General features: G+C 37.4%; 19 protein-coding genes. 15 read left to right on the top strand and 4 right to left on the bottom strand.

Going from position 1 to position 18,440, the window contains the following annotated elements; genetic code table 11:
- Nucleotides 1-10: 10 nt before the first annotated feature.
- The 3 genes from rho (at nt 11) to LACPOB_RS0100635 (ending at nt 2,540) form a co-directional block, all read left to right on the top strand.
- A complete protein-coding gene (rho, locus tag LACPOB_RS0100645; RefSeq protein WP_017866918.1) occupies nt 11-1,303 on the top strand; it encodes a transcription termination factor Rho in 1,293 nt (430 codons plus the stop codon).
- Between the two features lie 140 nt (nt 1,304-1,443).
- Nucleotides 1,444-1,692 (top strand): type B 50S ribosomal protein L31, encoded by a 249-nt coding sequence (locus tag LACPOB_RS0100640; protein ID WP_017866917.1) that lies wholly within the window; start codon nt 1,444-1,446, stop codon nt 1,690-1,692.
- Nucleotides 1,693-1,862: 170 nt separating this feature from the next.
- The gene (locus LACPOB_RS0100635; RefSeq protein ID WP_017866916.1) at nt 1,863-2,540 is read left to right on the top strand and encodes a DUF2238 domain-containing protein; all 678 of its coding nucleotides are present in this window, start codon (nt 1,863-1,865) and stop codon (nt 2,538-2,540) included.
- A 62-nt stretch (nt 2,541-2,602) separates the two neighbouring features.
- Here the strand turns inward: LACPOB_RS0100635 and LACPOB_RS0100630 are convergent, their stop codons facing one another.
- A complete protein-coding gene (locus LACPOB_RS0100630; RefSeq protein WP_017866915.1) occupies nt 2,603-4,972 on the bottom strand; it encodes an ATP-dependent DNA helicase in 2,370 nt (789 codons plus the stop codon).
- Nucleotides 4,973-5,267: 295 nt separating this feature from the next.
- Between LACPOB_RS0100630 and LACPOB_RS0100625 the strand changes: the two genes are divergently transcribed.
- The 3 genes from LACPOB_RS0100625 to LACPOB_RS0100615 all read left to right on the top strand — a co-directional run bounded on the left by LACPOB_RS0100625 (nt 5,268) and on the right by LACPOB_RS0100615 (nt 8,218).
- Entirely contained in the window at nt 5,268-6,578 is a 1,311-nt protein-coding gene (locus LACPOB_RS0100625) for an NCS2 family permease (RefSeq protein WP_017866914.1), read from the top strand.
- A gap of 303 nt (nt 6,579-6,881) precedes the next feature.
- Nucleotides 6,882-7,412, top strand: a complete 531-nt coding sequence (locus tag LACPOB_RS0100620; protein WP_017866913.1) for a dihydrofolate reductase family protein — start codon at nt 6,882-6,884, stop codon at nt 7,410-7,412.
- Nucleotides 7,397-8,218 carry a TIGR02452 family protein gene (locus LACPOB_RS0100615; protein WP_017866912.1) on the top strand — a complete coding sequence of 274 codons (822 nt, stop codon included), beginning with the start codon at nt 7,397-7,399 and terminating at the stop codon, nt 8,216-8,218. Before LACPOB_RS0100620 ends, LACPOB_RS0100615 begins: the two co-directional genes overlap by 16 nt.
- A gap of 71 nt (nt 8,219-8,289) precedes the next feature.
- Here LACPOB_RS0100615 and LACPOB_RS12875 read toward each other — a convergent pair whose 3' ends face one another.
- On the bottom strand, nt 8,290-8,424 hold the full coding sequence (locus LACPOB_RS12875; RefSeq protein ID WP_017866911.1) for a hypothetical protein: 135 nt from the start codon (nt 8,422-8,424) through the stop codon (nt 8,290-8,292).
- 219 nt (nt 8,425-8,643) lie between these two features.
- Here LACPOB_RS12875 and LACPOB_RS0100605 point away from each other — a divergent pair, with 219 nt between their 5' ends.
- From LACPOB_RS0100605 to LACPOB_RS0100570, 8 genes are all read left to right on the top strand, one after another.
- A complete protein-coding gene (locus LACPOB_RS0100605) occupies nt 8,644-9,078 on the top strand; it encodes a GNAT family N-acetyltransferase (protein ID WP_017866910.1) in 435 nt (144 codons plus the stop codon).
- A gap of 404 nt (nt 9,079-9,482) precedes the next feature.
- Nucleotides 9,483-10,856, top strand: coding sequence for a UDP-N-acetylmuramoyl-tripeptide--D-alanyl-D-alanine ligase (locus LACPOB_RS0100600; protein ID WP_017866909.1), 1,374 nt, complete (start codon nt 9,483-9,485; stop codon nt 10,854-10,856).
- 162 nt (nt 10,857-11,018) lie between these two features.
- The gene (gene cshA, locus LACPOB_RS0100595; RefSeq protein WP_017866908.1) at nt 11,019-12,542 is read left to right on the top strand and encodes a degradosome RNA helicase CshA; all 1,524 of its coding nucleotides are present in this window, start codon (nt 11,019-11,021) and stop codon (nt 12,540-12,542) included.
- Nucleotides 12,543-12,767: 225 nt separating this feature from the next.
- A complete protein-coding gene (gene acpS / locus LACPOB_RS0100590; RefSeq protein WP_017866907.1) occupies nt 12,768-13,127 on the top strand; it encodes a holo-ACP synthase in 360 nt (119 codons plus the stop codon).
- A 20-nt stretch (nt 13,128-13,147) separates the two neighbouring features.
- A complete protein-coding gene (gene alr / locus LACPOB_RS0100585; RefSeq protein WP_017866906.1) occupies nt 13,148-14,272 on the top strand; it encodes an alanine racemase in 1,125 nt (374 codons plus the stop codon).
- 84 nt (nt 14,273-14,356) lie between these two features.
- Nucleotides 14,357-14,599, top strand: a complete 243-nt coding sequence (locus tag LACPOB_RS0100580; RefSeq protein WP_017866905.1) for a hypothetical protein — start codon at nt 14,357-14,359, stop codon at nt 14,597-14,599.
- A 31-nt stretch (nt 14,600-14,630) separates the two neighbouring features.
- Nucleotides 14,631-15,008 (top strand): type II toxin-antitoxin system PemK/MazF family toxin, encoded by a 378-nt coding sequence (locus LACPOB_RS0100575; protein ID WP_017866904.1) that lies wholly within the window; start codon nt 14,631-14,633, stop codon nt 15,006-15,008.
- 115 nt (nt 15,009-15,123) lie between these two features.
- Nucleotides 15,124-15,339, top strand: a complete 216-nt coding sequence (locus LACPOB_RS0100570; RefSeq protein ID WP_017866903.1) for a hypothetical protein — start codon at nt 15,124-15,126, stop codon at nt 15,337-15,339.
- 207 nt (nt 15,340-15,546) lie between these two features.
- Here LACPOB_RS0100570 and cbpA read toward each other — a convergent pair whose 3' ends face one another.
- Both cbpA and LACPOB_RS0100560 read right to left on the bottom strand, forming a co-directional pair.
- Complete coding sequence (gene cbpA / locus LACPOB_RS0100565; protein ID WP_017866902.1) at nt 15,547-16,182, bottom strand: cyclic di-AMP binding protein CbpA; 636 nt, start codon at nt 16,180-16,182, stop codon at nt 15,547-15,549.
- 444 nt (nt 16,183-16,626) lie between these two features.
- A complete protein-coding gene (locus tag LACPOB_RS0100560) occupies nt 16,627-17,601 on the bottom strand; it encodes an L-lactate dehydrogenase (RefSeq protein WP_017866901.1) in 975 nt (324 codons plus the stop codon).
- 276 nt (nt 17,602-17,877) lie between these two features.
- Here LACPOB_RS0100560 and pth point away from each other — a divergent pair, with 276 nt between their 5' ends.
- Nucleotides 17,878-18,435 carry an aminoacyl-tRNA hydrolase gene (gene pth, locus LACPOB_RS0100555; protein ID WP_017866900.1) on the top strand — a complete coding sequence of 186 codons (558 nt, stop codon included), beginning with the start codon at nt 17,878-17,880 and terminating at the stop codon, nt 18,433-18,435.
- The last annotated feature ends 5 nt before the right edge of the window (nt 18,436-18,440 follow it).

Below are 18,440 nucleotides of genomic sequence, written 5' to 3'. Positions count from 1 at the left end.
AGCACAAAAAATGCCAGAAAATTTAACTTTGGCTGATCTAGAAGACAAGACTTTAAAAGAAATATATAGCTTTGCTCGTCAATTAAAGATCCCTTACTATAGCCAAATGAATAAAAAAGAATTGTCTGTTGCAATTATCCGTGCACAAGCCCAAGAAGAAGGCTTTTATTATATGCACGGGGTATTAGACGTTGTTTCTCATGAAGAAGGCTATGGTTTTTTGCGCCCGATAAATTATGGTCACTCGCAAGAGGATATTTATGTTTCAGCCTCACAGATCAGGCGTTTTGGATTAAGAAGCGGTGATCTGGTGGAAGGAAAAGTCCGTGCTCCTAAAACTAATGAGCGGTACTATGGAATGATGCATGTTGATTCAGTTAATGGTAAAGATCCCGAGGTAGCTAAAACTCGTCCACATTTCCCAGCTTTGACCCCGCTATTTCCTGATAAGCAGATGCGTCTAGAAACGAAAAGTTCTCAGTTAGCGACTCGTGTGATCGATGCTTTTGCACCGATCGGTTTTGGTCAGCGTGGGCTGATCGTGGCCCCACCAAAGACTGGTAAAACTAATTTACTGGCGCAAATTGCAAAAGGGATCGCCAAGAATTATCCTAAAACGAAGCTGATCATGTTACTGATCGACGAAAGACCTGAAGAAGTAACTGACATGGAAAGAACCATCGATGGTGAAGTTGTTTATTCAACTTTCGACCAAAAACCAGAAAATCATGTACGGGTCGCAGAACTGGTATTACAACGTGCGGAAAGATTAGTAGAGGAAAAAGAAGATGTAGTGATCTTGTTAGATTCTTTGACTCGTCTGACTCGTTCGTATAATTTGGTGGAGCCACCAAGTGGAAGAACTCTTTCAGGCGGAATCGACCCTGCTGCTTTGTTTAAGCCGAAACGTTTTTTTGGCGCTGCCAGAAATATCGAGGAAGGCGGCAGTTTGACAATTTTATCTACAGCCTTAGTTGATACTGGGAGTCGTATGGACGATTTCATTTTTGAGGAATTTAAAGGTACTGGTAACCAAGAGCTTCAATTAGATCGCAGTTTAGCGCAACGGCGGGTCTTTCCAGCGGTTGATATTAAGCGTTCTAGTACGAGAAAAGAAGAATTATTATTAGATCCAGAAGTTTTAAACAGTATCTGGAAGTTACGTAAAGTCATGAGCGGTGAACCTGAAAATGATACGCCACAAATATTGAATATATTACGTAAAACAAAAAATAATCAAGAATTTTATGAGCAAGCTGCCAAGTGGGATCTGACACCCAAAGGTAAGGGCAATCGGCGATGATCAGATAAGCTTTTGACTATGTAATAAACGATTGCGTGGCAAGTTGTTTCATGTTAACATGTTAGTTGTTGTCATAATATGAACAATATAAAATCAACTCTGTCTCAGCAAATGACTCAGGGCAAAGGAGAGTATTAATAATGAGAAAAGGAATCCATCCAGAATATCATCAAGTAGTTTTCATGGACTCAGCTACAGGTTACAAGTTTGTTTCTGGTTCAACAAAAAATTCTGATGAAACTGTTGAATTTGAAGGCGAAACATATCCATTGATCCGTGTTGAAATTTCAAGTGATTCACATCCTTTTTATACAGGACGTCAGAAGTTCAATCAAGTCGATGGTCGTATCGATCGTTTCAACAAAAAGTATGGTTTTACACAAGAATAATCGATTTTATTCGCAATCGCACTCAATTCGTTTTGAATCGAGTGTTTTTTTTGTGCTTTAATTTCTCCTGATCAAATCAAGAGGATTGCGTATTGCTTTTGTTTATAACTGAATGACGATATGATTGAGTTGAATTTTTGATTTGAAGCAAAAGGGTGGTGAAATACATTATGGCAAAAAGGAAAGAGAATTTTTCTATTAGTATGGTTTTTTTATGGGTGTATGAGATCTTGATGTTGATCGCGTTGATTTTTAGCTTAAAAGATCTTTTGGTTGCTAGTGACAAAGGTGCCCCGTTTTTAACAGTCGTTGAGATAATTGCTGGGATCTTGTTAGGTTATCTACCAGTCTTTATTGCACGAAGATTTAAGATCGAGCTTCCACAGCAATTATTTTTATTTTTCGTAGTATTTTTATTTGGTTCAATTTACTTAGGAACTTTAAGACATTTCTATAGTTTACCTTTATGGGATAAAATGCTTCATTTAGTTAGTTCCAGCTTAGAGGTATGTTTAGGATTAGTTTTATTTGGCTTCCTAGTTTCTCCAGAAGTTCAAAGCCATATCTCACGTTCCTTTGTGGTTTTATATGCTTTTTGTTTTTCAGTATTTTGTGGCATTTTATGGGAATTTTACGAATTTACCTGTGATAGCTTTGGTATGAACTTACAACGTTACTTGATACATGGACAACCTAAAGTTGGTCGTGATGCGCTGATGGATACAATGGGTGACTTGATCGCCGATGTGGTTGGTGCTTTGGTTTTTTGCTTGTATCTCTATTTTAAATTTAGGAAACAGCCTGACTCATTACAGAATTTCTTTTTTAAGAAAAGATTGCATAATTAAAAAGCTCATAAAACTGTTGTTATTGACCTAAAAGTCAAACTTACAGGCAGTTTTATGAGCTTTTACTTATTTTTCCAAAAATTTGTTAGTGCACTTTTTAGTTCCTGACTACTATAAACTGCATGGTAATTTTTCCAATGGGGTGGATAAAATCTAGTGTAACGTTGCTGATCGAAACGAGCATCGACTAACATTACTATGCCAGTATCCGTTTCGCTTCTGATCACACGTCCAGCTGCTTGAAAAACGTTATTGACACCAGGCAGTTGATAAGCATACTGAAAGCCATCTTTATTTTGGTTAAAATAATATTCTTTAAGTGCATCTAATTCAGGGTCATTGGGAGGCAAGCCGACGCTAATGATCGCGACTCCGCTGAGACGTTCTCCTTTTAAATCGATCCCTTCACTAAAAATCCCGCCTAAAACAGCAAAACCTAATACTGGCTGACTCTGATCTTTTTGAAAATTCTCTAAAAATTCTTCGCGTTGCTTTGCATCCATTTCATTTTGTTGTTGAATGATTTTTTGTTCAGGATACTTTTGTGCATAGGCTGAAGCGATGTTTTTTAAATATGAATACGAAGGTAAAAATACGAGATAATTACCTTTTTTAGACAGAGCTAAAAGATGTAATGCAGCTAATATATTGTCCTGGTTAGCAGTTCTTTTCTGATAGGTAGTCTGAATATAAGCTGGAACTAAGACGGCCAAATTTTCAGGTGGGAACGGTGAAGGTAGCCGATATGCCAGGCTATTATCTCGTCCTCCCAGTATTTCTTGGTAATAGGGCAGTGGAGACAGAGTTGCTGAAAATAAAATACTCCCTCCGCCCAACTGTAATTGTTCATCGATCAAGTCACTTGGATCTAAGCAAAATATTTTAACTGATAAATCGTCAGTTTTTTTGTCGTAGGTCAAACGAGTTTTAAATGCTGGTCCATAAAAATTACTGATTTTCAGGTAACTATGACAATTTAAAAAGTAATCAAGCATCTCTTCGGAAACTTCACTATCTGGATTTTCTTGTAGCCAGTCGTTTAAGTGATCACTAAAAGGTTGTAATTTGTCTTTTAATCCTTCAAATTCTTCGGTAATGATCAGTGAATCTTGGTGGTAGTTTTTCATGGGTCCTTTTAATTTTTCAAATTCATCCAGCAAGTCACTTATTATTTTAAGGATCTTGTCTGATGCTTTTAATTTTGTTGAGTAAGTTGTTAATAGTTGTTTTAATTTGCCAGATGAAATTTCTTTTGTGTACATATCTCTGGCGCGCTGTACTAAATTATGTGCTTCATCTACCAAAAAAATATTGCCATCATTTTTTTCAGAGAAGAATCTTTGCAAATAAACTAATGGATCAAATAAATAGTTGTAATCACAAATGATAGTATCACAGAATAAACTGACATCTAATGAAAATTCAAATGGATCTACAGTATGTTTACGTGCGTATTTTTCGATCACATTTCGTGTGAGCACCGTTTCGTTAGACAATATATCCTTTAAAGCTGGTTTAAGACGATCATAGTAACCCAAAAAATAAGGATTTTTTGTATCTGCCAGGTTTTTTTCTTCTTCAAATGTAATATGATCTTTAGCGGTCAAAGTGATCGCATGCATGGTCAGACCATTTTTTTCCATTAACGCACATGCTTCTTCAACAACATGACGTGTACTTTGTTTAGCAGTTAAATAAAAGATCCTTTCTGCATGCTTTTCTCCAAAAGCTTTGACGGCTGGAAAAAGTGTTGAAATGGTTTTTCCAGTTCCTGTTGGTGCTTCTACAAAAAGACGTTGGTGTGAATAAATCGTTTTATACACAGCTGCCGATAGTTTATATTGACTTTGACGATATTTTGGAAATGGAAAAGTTAGTTCTTGGCTAGAAAAATTTCTTTTGTTCCGCATTTTTGCTTTAAATTCGACCCACCAGGTAAATTTCTCAATTAACTGGTTATAAAAAATTGTAGCGTCTTCACGTGTATACTCGATACTTTTGACGGTTAACTTTTCCGTAGTAGTTTGAAAATAATATAAAGACAAAGTGAGATGGTCGATATTATTTTCTTCCATTAAAATATATGCATAAACCTTAGCTTGGCTAAAATAAAGGGTCAACGTATTTTCGCTGAGTTCTTCGAATGCAAGAGATGAAGTTTTGATCTCACGTACTTCATCATATGTTTTGTTTTCGGTAAGGTGTAATGCATCGGCGCGTCCATGAAGAAGCCATTCTTCGTTGCCGGCTGTGAAACTTTTTTTTAAATATACCTCTTTTTTGGTCGTTTGTTGCCACTCTTTTTGTAATTTGCGATGGATTCTTGAGCCTTCAAGCGCAGTGTTTTGTGAACCAGTAGAAGCAGGATTCAAATCACCACTACGCAAAACAAATTCAACCATTTGTCGGATACCGATCGAATTGCGGTTCATAATGGTCAACCTTTCAAGATAAAAATTTTCTTACTATAATAGATTACCATTTTTTAGAGATGTACGCAGTTGGCTCTACTTCTTAAACACGAACGATAATTTGATGTTATGTTTATTTGCATTTATTTTGGAATGTAGTATAGTGTAAGTTGTTTGTATAAAGTATTTATTTTTGGTAATGTTCGTGTTTAGCTAAAATTAGTTTACTTTAGGTTATTTAAATAATTTGAGTTATGCACAAATCAATGCGTTCGTTGATCTGCATGATGTAGTTAATTAAAGAAGGAGTTTTAAAATGAAAAAGTCTATTACTTCATTTTTTGGTATTGATAAATTGAACACGACGATCAAAAGAGAAGTGCTTGCGGGGTTCACAACATTTATTTCCATGGCTTACATATTATTTGTTAACCCTTCAATTTTGGGTGATGCCGGCATGGATAAGGGAGCTGTTTTCACTGCTACAGCTTTAGCTAGTGCGTTAGGTTGTGTTTTGATGGGTGTTTTGGCTAAATACCCGATTGCTACTGCTCCAAGTTTAGGAATCAATGCGTTCTTTGCTTATTCAGTTTGTATTGGAATGAAAATTCCATGGGAAACGGCTCTAGCGGGTGTTTTTGTAGCTGCTTTACTCTTTATTTTGATCACAATTTTTAAATTACGTGAAAAAATTATTGATTCTATTCCTGCGGACCTTAAGTCAGCGATCTCAGCAGGAATTGGGCTGTTCATTGCTTTTATTGGATTACAAGGTGGCGGATTAGTGGCTGGTGATAAGTCGACCTTAGTTACTTTAGGTTCGCTTTCTGGTTCAACTTGGGTCACGATCTTTGGTTTGATAGTGACAGTTATTTTGATGGTTACTAATGTGCCTGGAGCCATTTTTATCGGAATGTTGCTTTCATCAGTTTTTGGGATCATGACAGGTTTTATTCCAATGCCTCATGAGATCGTTTCTGGTATTCCTAGTTTAGCACCAACTTTTGGGGTTGCTTTTAAACACGTGATGGATATTAATTCTTTACAGCTGGTAGTTGTTGTACTGACATTTTTATTGGTTACTTTCTTTGATACAGCGGGTACATTAGTTGGTTTGGCACAACAGGGCGGTTTTATGAAAAACAATAAGATGCCACGAGTTGGTAAAGCCTTGATCTCCGATTCGACTGCCATGTTGGCGGGCTCTATTTTTGGTACTTCACCAGTTGGCGCGTACGTTGAGTCGTCCGCTGGTATCGCAGTGGGTGGTCGCTCAGGTTTGACCGCTGTTGTTACTGGTTTTATGTTTATCATAGGAATGTTTTTTTCTCCTCTATTGGGTGTAGTTACATCACAAGTTACCGCACCAGCCTTAATTATTGTTGGTGTTTTGATGGCACAAAATATGGCCAAGATCGAATGGAATAAATTAGAGATTGCTATCCCCGCATTCTTGATCATTAGTGGGATGCCATTGACTTATAGTATTGCTGATGGTTTAGCTTTAGGCTTTATCGCTTATCCGATCACTATGATCGCTGCCAAACGTGGCAAAGAAGTTCCTGCTTTAATGTATGTAATGTTCTTTGTCTTTTTACTATTCTTGTGGATCTTAAACGTAGAATAATAAATGTAATGCATTTTAGCTTCTAAATTAACTGAATATTCTGAGAGTGAGACAAAAGATGCTTCAATTTTTTGGAACACGTTTAAGGGCCGTCGATCTAACCCATTAATATGGGTTAGGTCAACGGCCTTTTTAGAATTCCACAGCTAATTATCTCTCAGCCCCATTGCGTTAAAAAGAAATTGATTTTTAATAAGTTGGTAGTTAAGATCCGAATTGTTCTGCATTACTATTCTTTTTGTTTTATCTAGTGTAAAATTAAGAGTGTTTTGAAGAATATTACATAATATGGGGAAGATCAATATGTCAAATGGGAAGGTAATACTGTCGATAGTGGTTAGTGTAGATGGCTATGTATGTGCGATCAACGGCAGTACGTCATTATTACAACAATATTATCAAGAATTTGTTCCAGCTGGTATGCAGTTAGTTTATCCGTCAGACTGTGACGCGGTATTTATGGGTAGAAAGACGTATGAACAATATCCAGAGCAAATCTCTGAACTTATAAATAGAGGCTTAAAGTTGATCGTTGCTTCACGTCAAAAGTTGGAGACTCTTGCTGGAGTGATCCGAGTTAAAGGTGATCTAACATTGGCGTTAAAAAAAGTACAAGAACAGTTAAAATGTAATATTTGGATCTTGGGAGGACCCTCAGTTATTAACCAATTAACTAGTGTTAATAGCGTTGATGAGATCCGTTTAACAACTGTACCGGTGCAATTAGGTAGTGGTATACCATTGTTTGATACAGATCTAAACGCACCGAATGTTTCATTAGTCGAGGTCCAGCAATACGGGGGGTTGACACATTCAGTATGGCAAAAGAAGTAGCCGGCACTGATAACTATACAATGGAATTAATTAAAAATCGTAAGGCATTAGGACATAAGGCAATGAACTTATACCAGATAGAAATGAATAATTTACAGCAGGATTCTATGCTGATCGTAGACCGACAAGACGAATCTAGTCCGTTAGGTATAAAGCCGCCCAAGATCAAAGTACGTGCAGAAAATGTGTTGTATCGGATCGCACGTGTTTCTGATCATCGTTCGCTAGGGATCATGAATTTTGCGGATCCCATTGAACCAGGTGGACGCTTTCAGGATGGTATTAATGCCCAAGAACAAACGCTATGCCGTAATTCATTTCTCTATCCTGAATTATTAAAGTTTAAGCAAACCTATTACGCAGACAACAAACGTAATGACAATGGTTTTTACTATAGTCGTTCTTTGATTTATTCGCATCATGTCAAAGTATTACGTGATGAAAAAGAAGAGGGCTTAGCTAACCATTATAAATATCCAGATATTGTTTCCATCAGTGCACCGAATATTGTTGCTATGAAACAAGAGGGGTTGCCAGTTAGTAGCCAGCATATTGAAATCGATCTTTTTGATAAAATACTCCGAACTTTACGTGCATTTAAAAATGAAAGGGTAAGAAATTTGATTTTGGGTGCATTTGGGTGTGGAACTTTTCAAAATGATCCACAATTAACGGCTCAGCTTTTTAAAGATATCTTGAGTCGCAAGGAGTTTTTGGGAGCCTTTGATGAGGTGTACTTTGATATTTATGATGATCCAAAGACACTTGGAATATATAGGAAAGTCTTAACAGCTAATGAAAAATAAAAAGGTCGGCGTGATTTGTCGGCCTTTTTTGTGCAATCAAGCACAAAAGTATAGAAATTTTTAGAATCTAATTAGTGAAGTTTTTTAGCATCTTCATCTAATTTAGCGAAGCCGGAGCCCTTGGACTCATTCGGATGTTTTGCGCGATCTTCCATCGCCTTACGGGCCATAGCTTTGCGTTCTTCTTTGCTTAACTTTTTAGCCACGTTTCTTCGCCTCTTTTCAATTTCCATAAATTGAAGCTTTCACACTTCAGTTTCATTATAGTTCTTTTTTGTAAAGTTGCCAATTATTTTGGTATCAATGTGAAATGATTGGTTTGTTGGTGATATTTTTGTGCTAACGAGATAAAATAACAACTTATTCAACTTTTAAGTTCGTAATTTTAGATATTATTTGTATAATATGAAAAAAGGAGTGATCTGATGGTAGAATTTAAACGGACTACTAATTTGAATGATCAGGTCTATCTAGATGCACTGGCTTTGCGAACTGAGGTTTTTGTCAAAGAGCAAAATGTATCCCCAGCTGATGAGATCGATCATGAACAAGGACCGTTGTACTTTGTGGGTTATTTAAATTCCCAGCCTGTGGTAACTGCACGAGTAATTGAGGAAGATGCTGGTATTTGGCATATCCAAAGAGTAGCAGTTAAAAGTGAATTTAGGAAAAGGTCCTTGGGAACTGAGGTGTTAAGAGAAATCGAAGATGTTGCTTATAGTAAGCACATTCAGTTATTAACTTTGGGTGCTCAAGATCAAGCACAGAATTTTTATTTAAAATTAGGCTATCAGGTCAAAGGATCCGGTTTTTTAGATGCAGGTATCAAGCATCACAGAATGGATAAAATTTTAGACTAAGGTAAATTGAACTTGAATTTTTTGTTTTAAGCGAGTAAAGTAAAGTCATGCGATGAGTCGAGATATAGCCGGACAAGTTAATTGTTGCGCTGTGGCGCCTAGCGGTTTGATCGAAACGGGACACGTTTTACTGCCGGAATGCAGTGTGTCTGAATCAAGACATTGTGTGGAGTGTTATTGATTCTGTTTATTTTAATAAACACCGTAGTTAGACCTAGGTAAAAGTTATCTTTTGCCTAGGTTTTTTTCTTACAAGATAATGAGAGAAAAACCGTTACTCGGTAATTTTAGTTCGTGCGATAATGACATTGTTTCGTTACTTGTAAAAACTGTGATACAATTGCCAGTGGTAAAATATCGTGGCAACTGAAGCTCACGATGATTTGAAGGGAAGAAAATATATTATGAAAATGCAATTAGCTGAAATTGCACAAGCGTTAAACATTGAACCCCAAGATGGTTGGAATGACATCACGGTGACAAGTGTCAGCTTTGATTCTCGTAAAATCAGTGCAGGTGCTTTGTTCGTGCCGTTGATCGGTGACAATGATGGTCATCACTTTGTTGAAGCGGCTAAGGATAACGGAGCAGTTGCTACTTTATGGCAGGAAGACCATTCCGATTTTCCAGAAGATCTCCCATTTTTGACTGTGGAAAATTCGTTAAAATCTCTACAACAATTAGGACGTTATTACTTACAAAAAATTAACCCACGTGTGGTTGCGATAACTGGTAGTAATGGTAAGACAACCACCAAGGATATGGTGGCGTCAATATTGAGTACTCAATTTCACGTTAAAAAAACACCTGAAAACTTCAACAATGAAATTGGTGTGCCGATGACTTGCTTGACAATGGAACCTAATACGGAAGTTTTGGTAGTTGAATTAGGAATGGACCGTTTTGGTCAATTAGACTATTTGAGTAAGTTGGTTGCGCCAGATGTCGCTGTAATCACGATGATCGGTGAAGCACATATCGAATTTTTCGGTACGCGAGATAAGATCGCGGATGCTAAGATGGAGATCACACACGGACTGACAGAAGATGGCTACTTTATTTATAATGGTGACGAACCTTTGTTGGTTAGTCGTGCCAAGGATGAAACGATGTCTCAATTAACATTTGGAAATAATGAAAGTAATGATGTTACTGCTACACAAATTGAGGGACATGATGATTCGACTTCGTTTAAGGTTGCTGCATACCCAGACATTTCATTTAGTATCCCAATGTTAGGGACTTATAATGTTAATAATGCTTTAGCGGCTATTAGTGTTGGCCAGGTTTTCCGGATATCACCAGAAAATATGGAAAAATCACTAAAAAATTTTACAATCACAAAAAATCGTGCTGAATGGGTCACTGGTAAAAAGGGTGAAAAGATTTTAAGTGATGTTTATAATTCTAATCCGACGGCTGCTAAGAAAGTTATTGAGGCTTTCAGCCAGGTCCCAACTGATGGCAAGCGTTACGTGGTTTTAGGTGATATGTTGGAATTAGGCGATAAAGCAGCGCAAATGCATGCTAGTGTAGCTGATGCAATCGATCCATCAGAAATTAGTGGTGTTTATTTATGTGGTGACTTGATGAAAAATTTAGGTAATGCATTACAAGACAAATTATCAAGTTCGCAGATCCATCAATATGGCGTAGGTCAAAAAGAGCAACTTTATTCAGATCTTGACCAAGAGCTAACTGCTAACGATATGGTCATGATCAAGGGAAGTCACGGTATCGCACTAGAAAAAGTATTAGTTTCTTTAATTGGTGATTGATTTATTTATTTAAAGGTGCTAGTATTTTATGGATACGTGTTTTAGAGAGCAACTTTGCAAGACAGAAGAAGGACAGTTCCAACTGGCTGTGTTGTGAAGTTGATTTGTTTGTAATAACAAATCAGGAACAACTGCAAGACGCAGTCTAGGAGGAAAGGTTATTTGAAATTTGATGAATTAGGTTTGGATGCTGAGATACTAAAAGCAGTCAAACGCAGTGGCTTTGAAGAAGCAACACCGATCCAGGAACAAACAATTCCGCTTGTTTTACAGGGGAAAGACGTTATTGGTCAGGCTCAAACTGGTACTGGTAAAACGGCAGCTTTTGGTTTGCCGATCATTCAAGATGTTGATACTTCAAAACGCCAGATCCAAGCAGTGATTATTTCACCGACTCGTGAATTGGCTATACAGACTCAGGAAGAATTATTTCGTTTAAGCAAAGACAAACATGGTAAAGTTCAAGTTGTTTATGGTGGTGCTGACATTAGACGTCAGATTCAAAACTTGAGGAATGCACCACAGATCTTAGTTGGAACACCTGGACGTTTGTTAGATCATATTCGTCGGAAAACGGTTGATTTAAGTCATGTTCAATCACTAGTTTTGGACGAAGCGGACGAGATGTTAGATATGGGCTTTTTAGAAGATATTGAGTCGATTATTTCTTCGCTTCCCAAGCAAAGACAAACATTATTATTTTCCGCTACGATCCCTAAGCAGATCACCAAAATTGGCGAGAAATTTATGGATGAACCAAGTGTTGTTAAAATTAAATCAAAAGAATTAACAACAGATTTAGTTGATCAATTTTACGTAAAAGCACGTGAATTTGAAAAATTTGATACAATGACACGGATCATTGATGTTCAAGCACCTGAATTAACGATTATTTTCGGTCGAACTAAACGTCGTGTGGATGAATTATCGAAGGGGCTTGAAGCACGTGGTTATAACGCTGCAGGGATCCACGGTGATTTAACGCAACAACGGCGGATGACGATCATGAATAAGTTTAAAGCTGGTAAGTTGGATATATTAGTTGCTACAGACGTGGCTGCTCGTGGATTAGATATTTCTGGAGTAACTCATGTTTATAATTATGATATCCCGCAAGACCCAGAAAGTTATGTTCATCGGATCGGTCGGACAGGCCGTGCTGGGCACCATGGAGTTTCAGTAACATTTGTAACTCCAAATGAGATGGATTATCTCCGGGTGATCGAACGCTTAACTAAGAAACGCATGCTGCCGATGAAGCCGCCGACGGAAAAAGAAGCCTTTATTGGTCAAGTTTCTGCGGCCGTTGAAAGCGTACAAGAGTTGATCGATGATCCAGAATCTGCTAAATATGAAGATCAAGCAGAACAACTGCTAGAAAAATATGATGCTAAACAAATCGCGGCTGCTTTGTTGAATGATTTGACAAAAGATGACGCGCAAAATGTGCCTGTTAAGATCACGCCTGAGCGTCCATTGCCTCATAAGAAGGGCCGTCGTTCTCACGGTGGGTATCATCATAATCGTCGTGGTGGTAAGTATAATGGACGCAAAAGACAAAATTACGGGCGTAAGGGTGGAAACGGTAATGGAAATAGCAATCGCTATAACCACAAAGACCGTGCACGTAAAAAATATGACCGTGATCAATCAGCGAAAAGAAAGTATACGATCAGAAAAAAATAGTTTAAACAGGTTATTAAAAACGTTTATGCTAATAAAAATCATCAGCGATAATTTGATTATTTTTAGCAAAAGAAGAGACTGGGACATTGTTTTGTCCCAGCCTCTTTTTTGCCTTTTTTGGGGCGGATATTAAATTTAATTTTTTAAATTTCTCTAGTTACTAAACATTGTTGCATATTTTTGATAAAATATAGTAAATCTTTGTTTTTTTATGGAGGCCGAGTTGTGGTAGTTGGAGTGGGAGTAGATATTACAGATCTTGCGCGGATCAAGCGTGCGCAAGAGAGAAGTAGTAATTTTGCGAGTCGGGTATTGACTGCTAATGAGCTAGAGATATATGAGAATCTCTCTAACAGAAGACAACTCGAGTTTTTAGGCGGAAGGTTTTCAGCTAAGGAGTCTTATAGTAAGGCTTATGGAACAGGAATTGGTTCGCAGCTTTCATTTCAGGATATTGAGCTTTTAAACGATGAATCTGGACAACCACAAGTTACACAACATCCCTTAAAAAGTGCAGTTAATGTTGCTGTTTCAATTTCGCATACTGAAAAACTTGTATTGACTGAAGTATTGATAGAAAGATAAGAAAGTTTGGTGGTGAGGTTATGGTCGTAGGAAGACATCGTGAGACTAAAGCTGTGATTGATCTAGGTGCTATTTATCATAATGTAGCAGTGGAAGTATCACGTTTAAGAAAAGGGCAGGAATTATTTGCTGTTGTGAAAGCTAATGCTTACGGACATGGCCTTCTTCCTGTTGCCAGGGTAGCGAAAGATGCAGGCGCTAGCGGCTTTTGTGTGGCTTTGATCGATGAAGGTCTTGCTTTGCGAGAAGCTGGATTTACTGAGCCAATTTTGATTTTAGGAGTTAATAATCCACTGGAAGCTGTTATAATGGCGCAAAATGATTTATCTGTTTCAGTCGGTGATGTATCCTTCTTGGATTCAGCTGCGCCTTTACTGCGTCAAAGTCAATTAAAATTAAAGGTTCATTTGGCATTAGACACGGGGATGGGGCGAATTGGTTTCCGTTGTTCGAATGATTTGCGACAGGCATTAGGCCGCCTTGATCGATATGTAGAGGAATTTGAATTTGCAGGGCTGTTTACCCATTTTGCCAGTGCAGATTCGAAAGAAACATATTATTTTGAACAGCAACTTAATAATTTAAATGAAATGCTTAAAATCGTGCCTACTTTGCCACGCTATGTTCATTGTGCAAATACCGCAACGGCGATGTGGCATTCCGGCTCTGTTGGTAATGTGGTGCGTTATGGAATTGGGATGTACGGTTTAAATCCATCAGGAACAGAACTGACTGAACCAAAGAAATTACGCCCAGCTTTAGAATTAGTTAGTCAATTGATCGCTGTTAAGCAAGTTCAAAAGGGTGCAACGATCGGATATGGTGAAACTTATCTTGCGTCAAGCGATGAATGGATCGGTACGATACCGATCGGTTATGCTGATGGCTGGTCACGTAGTTTACAAGGCTTTTCGGTTTTAGTAGACGGCCAGTATTGTGAGATCGTGGGACGAGTTTGTATGGATCAAATCATGGTCAGGTTACCGCATCAATTTAAGGTTGGAACTAAAGTCACTTTGATTGGTACGAATGGCAAAAATACTATCACTGCACAGCAAGTTGCTGATTATGTGCATACGATTCACTATGAAGTTATTAGTGCGTTGACTGAAAGAGTACAACGAGTATATGTTTGGAATGAATAGTTGTTTTCTAGCTGGTTAGTTTAATTTTTGTGAGTTTAGTGTTAATATTTAAGACACTTAACTAAGGAATAGTGGTGGGATATAATGCAAAATCAAAATAACGAAATTTCAGGTAGTTTGTTGAGTCAAGAGGAGTTACAGATGTTTTGTGATTATTTTTCAATTCCACCCCACGTTTTATTAAATGACCAGGCAGCACTTGATTATGCGGTTCAAACACGGACTAGCATGCATGCATTGGTGACTGGTTATTGTGAGATGGCAGATTTGAATAAAGAGATTTGTCATGAATTTTTATCTTGTGAAAGAGATCTTTCTAGCTTTTAAAATCAGTAGTATGGGAAGAGGGGGGCAGTGAATGTCCGATAAAGAAATAAAACGAGGCGATATTTATTATGCAGACTTATCACCAGTAGTTGGTTCAGAACAAGGTGGTATGCGTCCAGTTTTGGTAATTCAAAATAATATTGGCAACAAATTTAGTCCAACTGTTGTGATTGCAGCGATCACTTCAAAAATCGCTAAACCTAAAATGCCAACTCATGTTGGGTTAAAAAAGTCAAAGGCTGGCTTAGAAAGAGATTCCGTTGTTTTACTTGAGCAGGTCAGAACAATTGACAAACAACGGTTACGTGAAAAAATCATGCACCTGGATCCACACAATATGGGATTAGTTGATCAAGCCTTAAAAGTTAGTGTCGGCTTATCTGTTGTACATAAAAAAAAGCGTCATTAAACTTGTGAACAAAGAATTACATATTTTATTGAAAAGTGCCGCTGAAATTAAGTGGTCATAGGCTACGTTGTATTATAAGCGTGCTATTTAATAATACGATGAGGGAGGAAGCTTTATGTTTCGTGCTCAAATTAATTCTAATGCTCCAATTTCAAAGGGTTCTGGTAAAATGATGGTTGAACTTCCATTTGTGCCACATGTGGGTGATAATCTAATGCTCGGTGATAATCAAGTGGCGTGGAAGGTCATCAAGATGACTTATATCGTACATGATGAATTTCATCCTAAACGGGATTTTGTCGATTTGGTAGTGGAAGTTTGTCAAAGTTAAGATTAGGAGTTCATGTTTCTTTTTGATATAAAAAGGGGGCCGTCAGTTTATCCTATTAAATGGAGTAACTGACGGCCCTTAAATGTGTTCCAAAAGAGTGAAATCTTACTGTAATGATGCTTGCGTTATTTGGACCATAACAAAACAAGGGACCAGAATAACGCGGGCATAGTTACAAATTAGTTTCGAGGTATTTTTTCTGCAATATTAACCTTGTAGGTCTTCAATTTCTGGAACTTTGAAGTTTTTACGTTCAAGGTTGGCTACGATTTTTTCTAATTTATCGTGAGAAACATCAGCAGGTAAGGTGAACATTGTACGGTGGACAAGTTCTCCTGCTTGAACATCGAGGGTGATACAGCTTGAGATCGATGTGTATTTAGTAATAATCTTAGCCATTTCCACTAAATCTCCACGTTCATCACTTGAAACGACGGTTAAAACATAACTACCAATATTGACGTTCCACGATTGTGAAAGCATTTCTAATAGTCGGTTGTGAGTTAAGATGCCATAAAAGTTGTTTTTTTCATCAAGAACTGTGATATATGGGAGATCCCGGATCGTAAAGAAAACACTAAAGAATGCAGAGTCAAGTGATATAAATTTCGAAGCGTTTTTTAGTAAGTGAGTTACAGGTAAAGACATATCACCACCACGTGATTTATGACGGTAAATATGCATTTTATAAATATTTCCACGGAAAATTTTACCAGTTTTGTCTAAAATTGGTACACAGCGGTAGCCTGAATCTTCTAGTACATCAAGTGCTTGTTGCAAGGTAAAGTCTTCTTGAACAGTAGTTAATTCATTTTTTGGTTTGATCAAAGTTTTTAGCAGCATATAAATTCCTCACTTTTACAAAAATGGTTTATGATAATTTAATGATAACATACTATTACGTTAGAACACTATAAAATAAGAACTTTAAAATTATTGTGTCTTAATATGTGTTAGTAAATCAACATGAATTTTAATAGACAGTTAATTTTAAATACAAGATGTAATTTTGTGCGTGAAAGTCAGGACAAAGGTAAATTTTTTTTGCAAAGAAAAAAGAGCTGGGACATAACTTAGCCGTGCGATTCTAAAAGGGCCGTCGATCTATCCCATTAAAATGGAGTAAATCAACGGCCTTTAAACGTGGTTCAAAAGATTGAAGCCTGACTGTAGCAACGATTGTGTTATTCTGATCCTTCGCTTTGCGACATCCCAAAATAATGTGACCGTAGTTCCAAAATCGGCTTCAAAGCATCTTTTGTCTCACTCTCTATAAATTGATTTTAATTAGTTTTCTTGACTCTTTTTCAAGTTTTCCATACCATCTGCTAAAATCCCTCTCAAGGTTTTAGCAGAAGATGTCATTTGGTCATGTTCTTTCTTGCTTAAGGGAACTTCAACGATTTGTTTGACACCACTAGCATTGACAACTGCAGGTGTACCGATGTAAATATCGTTTAAGCCATATTGACCATCCATGCAAACTGAGACTGGCAAGACTGTATCTTCGTCACGTAAGATAGCACGTGAGATACGTGATAAAGCAGCAGCAACACCATAGAAAGTAGCACCTTTCTTTTGAATAATTGTGTAAGCTTTATTACGGACATCATTTTCCATCTTGTCTAGGTCATCTTGAGTAATATCATGTTCATTTGCCCAATCCAAGAATGGAACGCCACCAATTGTTGCAGAAGAGTATGCAGCAAATTCTGAATCGCCATGTTCACCCATGATATAAGCATGCATTGAACGAGGGTCTTTGATCCCTGTTAAATCAGACATTGCAACACGTAAACGGGCAGTATCCAGTGAAGGACCTGAACCTAAGACACGTTCTTTTGGAAAGCCAGAAAATTCCCAAGTTGCATATGTTAAGATATCAACAGGGTTAGCTGCGACCAAGAAGATACCTGAGAAACCGGAATCTACAACGGGTTTAACAATGCTAGATAGAATCTTAAGGTTCTTGTTGACAAGATCGAGACGAGTTTCACCTGGTTTTTGTGGAGCACCTGCAGTGATAACTACAAGGTCAGCATCTGAACAATCACTATATTCAGCAGAATAAATCTTCTTCGGATATGTGTAACCTGTAGCGTCGACTAGATCCAAGGCATCTCCCTCAGTACGTTCCTTGATAACATCAACGATACCAATTTCTTCAGCAATACCTTGAATAGCCATAGCATAGGCGTAGCTAGAACCAACAGCTCCGTCGCCAACTAAAATAACTTTTTGATGATTTTGTGTAATAGACACAACAAATCGTCCTTTCTCAATTAAGTGACATTTTTAACACACTTATAGTATAACATGTTTTCAGAAAGTGTGATAAATAATTTCAAAAAATGAGGCAATTTTTTCAAAAGTTATGAAAGAATGTGCTATAATTGGTTTCAAGTCAGTACACAGCAGCTGGGGTTGTTTTGAAACCTCGGCCGTTTTTGGTGCATAAGATTGGTGTAAACGTTTTAACCAGTGCGGCATAAAAGTTATGTTGCGCACAAGATAATAAAAAATAGAGGATGTAAATAAATGAAAATGATTGTTGGTTTAGGTAATATTGGACGTAAATATGAAAATACACGTCATAACGTCGGCTTTTCAGTGATTGAAAATTTAGCAGACCGCTATAACGTGGAATTTAACAAAGAAAAATTTGAGGCGTTGATTGCAACGGCTTTTATTAGCAACGAAAAAGTACTGTTAGTTAAACCGACGACTCTTATGAATGATTCTGGTCGAGCAGTCGGACCGTTAATGGATTATTTCAATATTGACGTTTCTGATTTGATCGTTGTTCATGATGATATGGATTTAAAAACTGGACGGATCCGTTTACGCCAAAAAGGTTCAGCTGGCGGACATAATGGGATCAAAAGTGTGATTGCACATACCCATACCCAGGGTTTTAAACGTATCAAGGTTGGAATCGATCACCCGCAACAGATGTCAGTTGTAAATTGGGTTTTATCACGTTTTTCTACAGATGAAAAACCAGCTATGCAAGATGCATTTAATCATGCAGCCGATGCGATCGAGTACTGGTTAGAGGGTAATACTTTTATGAATACAATGAATCATTTTAATTAGAAGGA

This window comes from Ligilactobacillus pobuzihii E100301 = KCTC 13174, from assembly GCF_000349725.1.
In the GTDB taxonomy this organism is placed as follows: domain Bacteria; phylum Bacillota; class Bacilli; order Lactobacillales; family Lactobacillaceae; genus Ligilactobacillus; species Ligilactobacillus pobuzihii.
This window is presented reverse-complemented; position numbering and strand designations above follow the sequence as displayed.

What these genes read in the sequence shown, in the direction of transcription:
- pth (WP_017866900.1), top strand. Translation starts at nt 17,878, where the DNA reads ATGAAAATGATTGTTGGTTTAGGTAATATTGGACGTAAATATGAAAAT.
- LACPOB_RS0100625 (WP_017866914.1), top strand. Translation starts at nt 5,268, where the DNA reads ATGAAAAAGTCTATTACTTCATTTTTTGGTATTGATAAATTGAACACG.
- LACPOB_RS0100635 (WP_017866916.1), top strand. Translation starts at nt 1,863, where the DNA reads ATGGCAAAAAGGAAAGAGAATTTTTCTATTAGTATGGTTTTTTTATGG.
- LACPOB_RS0100580 (WP_017866905.1), top strand. Translation starts at nt 14,357, where the DNA reads ATGCAAAATCAAAATAACGAAATTTCAGGTAGTTTGTTGAGTCAAGAG.
- LACPOB_RS0100600 (WP_017866909.1), top strand. Translation starts at nt 9,483, where the DNA reads ATGAAAATGCAATTAGCTGAAATTGCACAAGCGTTAAACATTGAACCC.
- LACPOB_RS0100640 (WP_017866917.1), top strand. Translation starts at nt 1,444, where the DNA reads ATGAGAAAAGGAATCCATCCAGAATATCATCAAGTAGTTTTCATGGAC.
- rho (WP_017866918.1), top strand. Translation starts at nt 11, where the DNA reads ATGCCAGAAAATTTAACTTTGGCTGATCTAGAAGACAAGACTTTAAAA.
- cbpA (WP_017866902.1), bottom strand. Translation starts at nt 16,182, where the DNA reads ATGCTGCTAAAAACTTTGATCAAACCAAAAAATGAATTAACTACTGTT.
- LACPOB_RS0100605 (WP_017866910.1), top strand. Translation starts at nt 8,644, where the DNA reads ATGGTAGAATTTAAACGGACTACTAATTTGAATGATCAGGTCTATCTA.
- LACPOB_RS0100570 (WP_017866903.1), top strand. Translation starts at nt 15,124, where the DNA reads ATGTTTCGTGCTCAAATTAATTCTAATGCTCCAATTTCAAAGGGTTCT.
- LACPOB_RS0100620 (WP_017866913.1), top strand. Translation starts at nt 6,882, where the DNA reads ATGTCAAATGGGAAGGTAATACTGTCGATAGTGGTTAGTGTAGATGGC.
- alr (WP_017866906.1), top strand. Translation starts at nt 13,148, where the DNA reads ATGGTCGTAGGAAGACATCGTGAGACTAAAGCTGTGATTGATCTAGGT.
- LACPOB_RS0100575 (WP_017866904.1), top strand. Translation starts at nt 14,631, where the DNA reads ATGTCCGATAAAGAAATAAAACGAGGCGATATTTATTATGCAGACTTA.
- LACPOB_RS0100615 (WP_017866912.1), top strand. Translation starts at nt 7,397, where the DNA reads ATGGCAAAAGAAGTAGCCGGCACTGATAACTATACAATGGAATTAATT.
- LACPOB_RS0100630 (WP_017866915.1), bottom strand. Translation starts at nt 4,972, where the DNA reads ATGAACCGCAATTCGATCGGTATCCGACAAATGGTTGAATTTGTTTTG.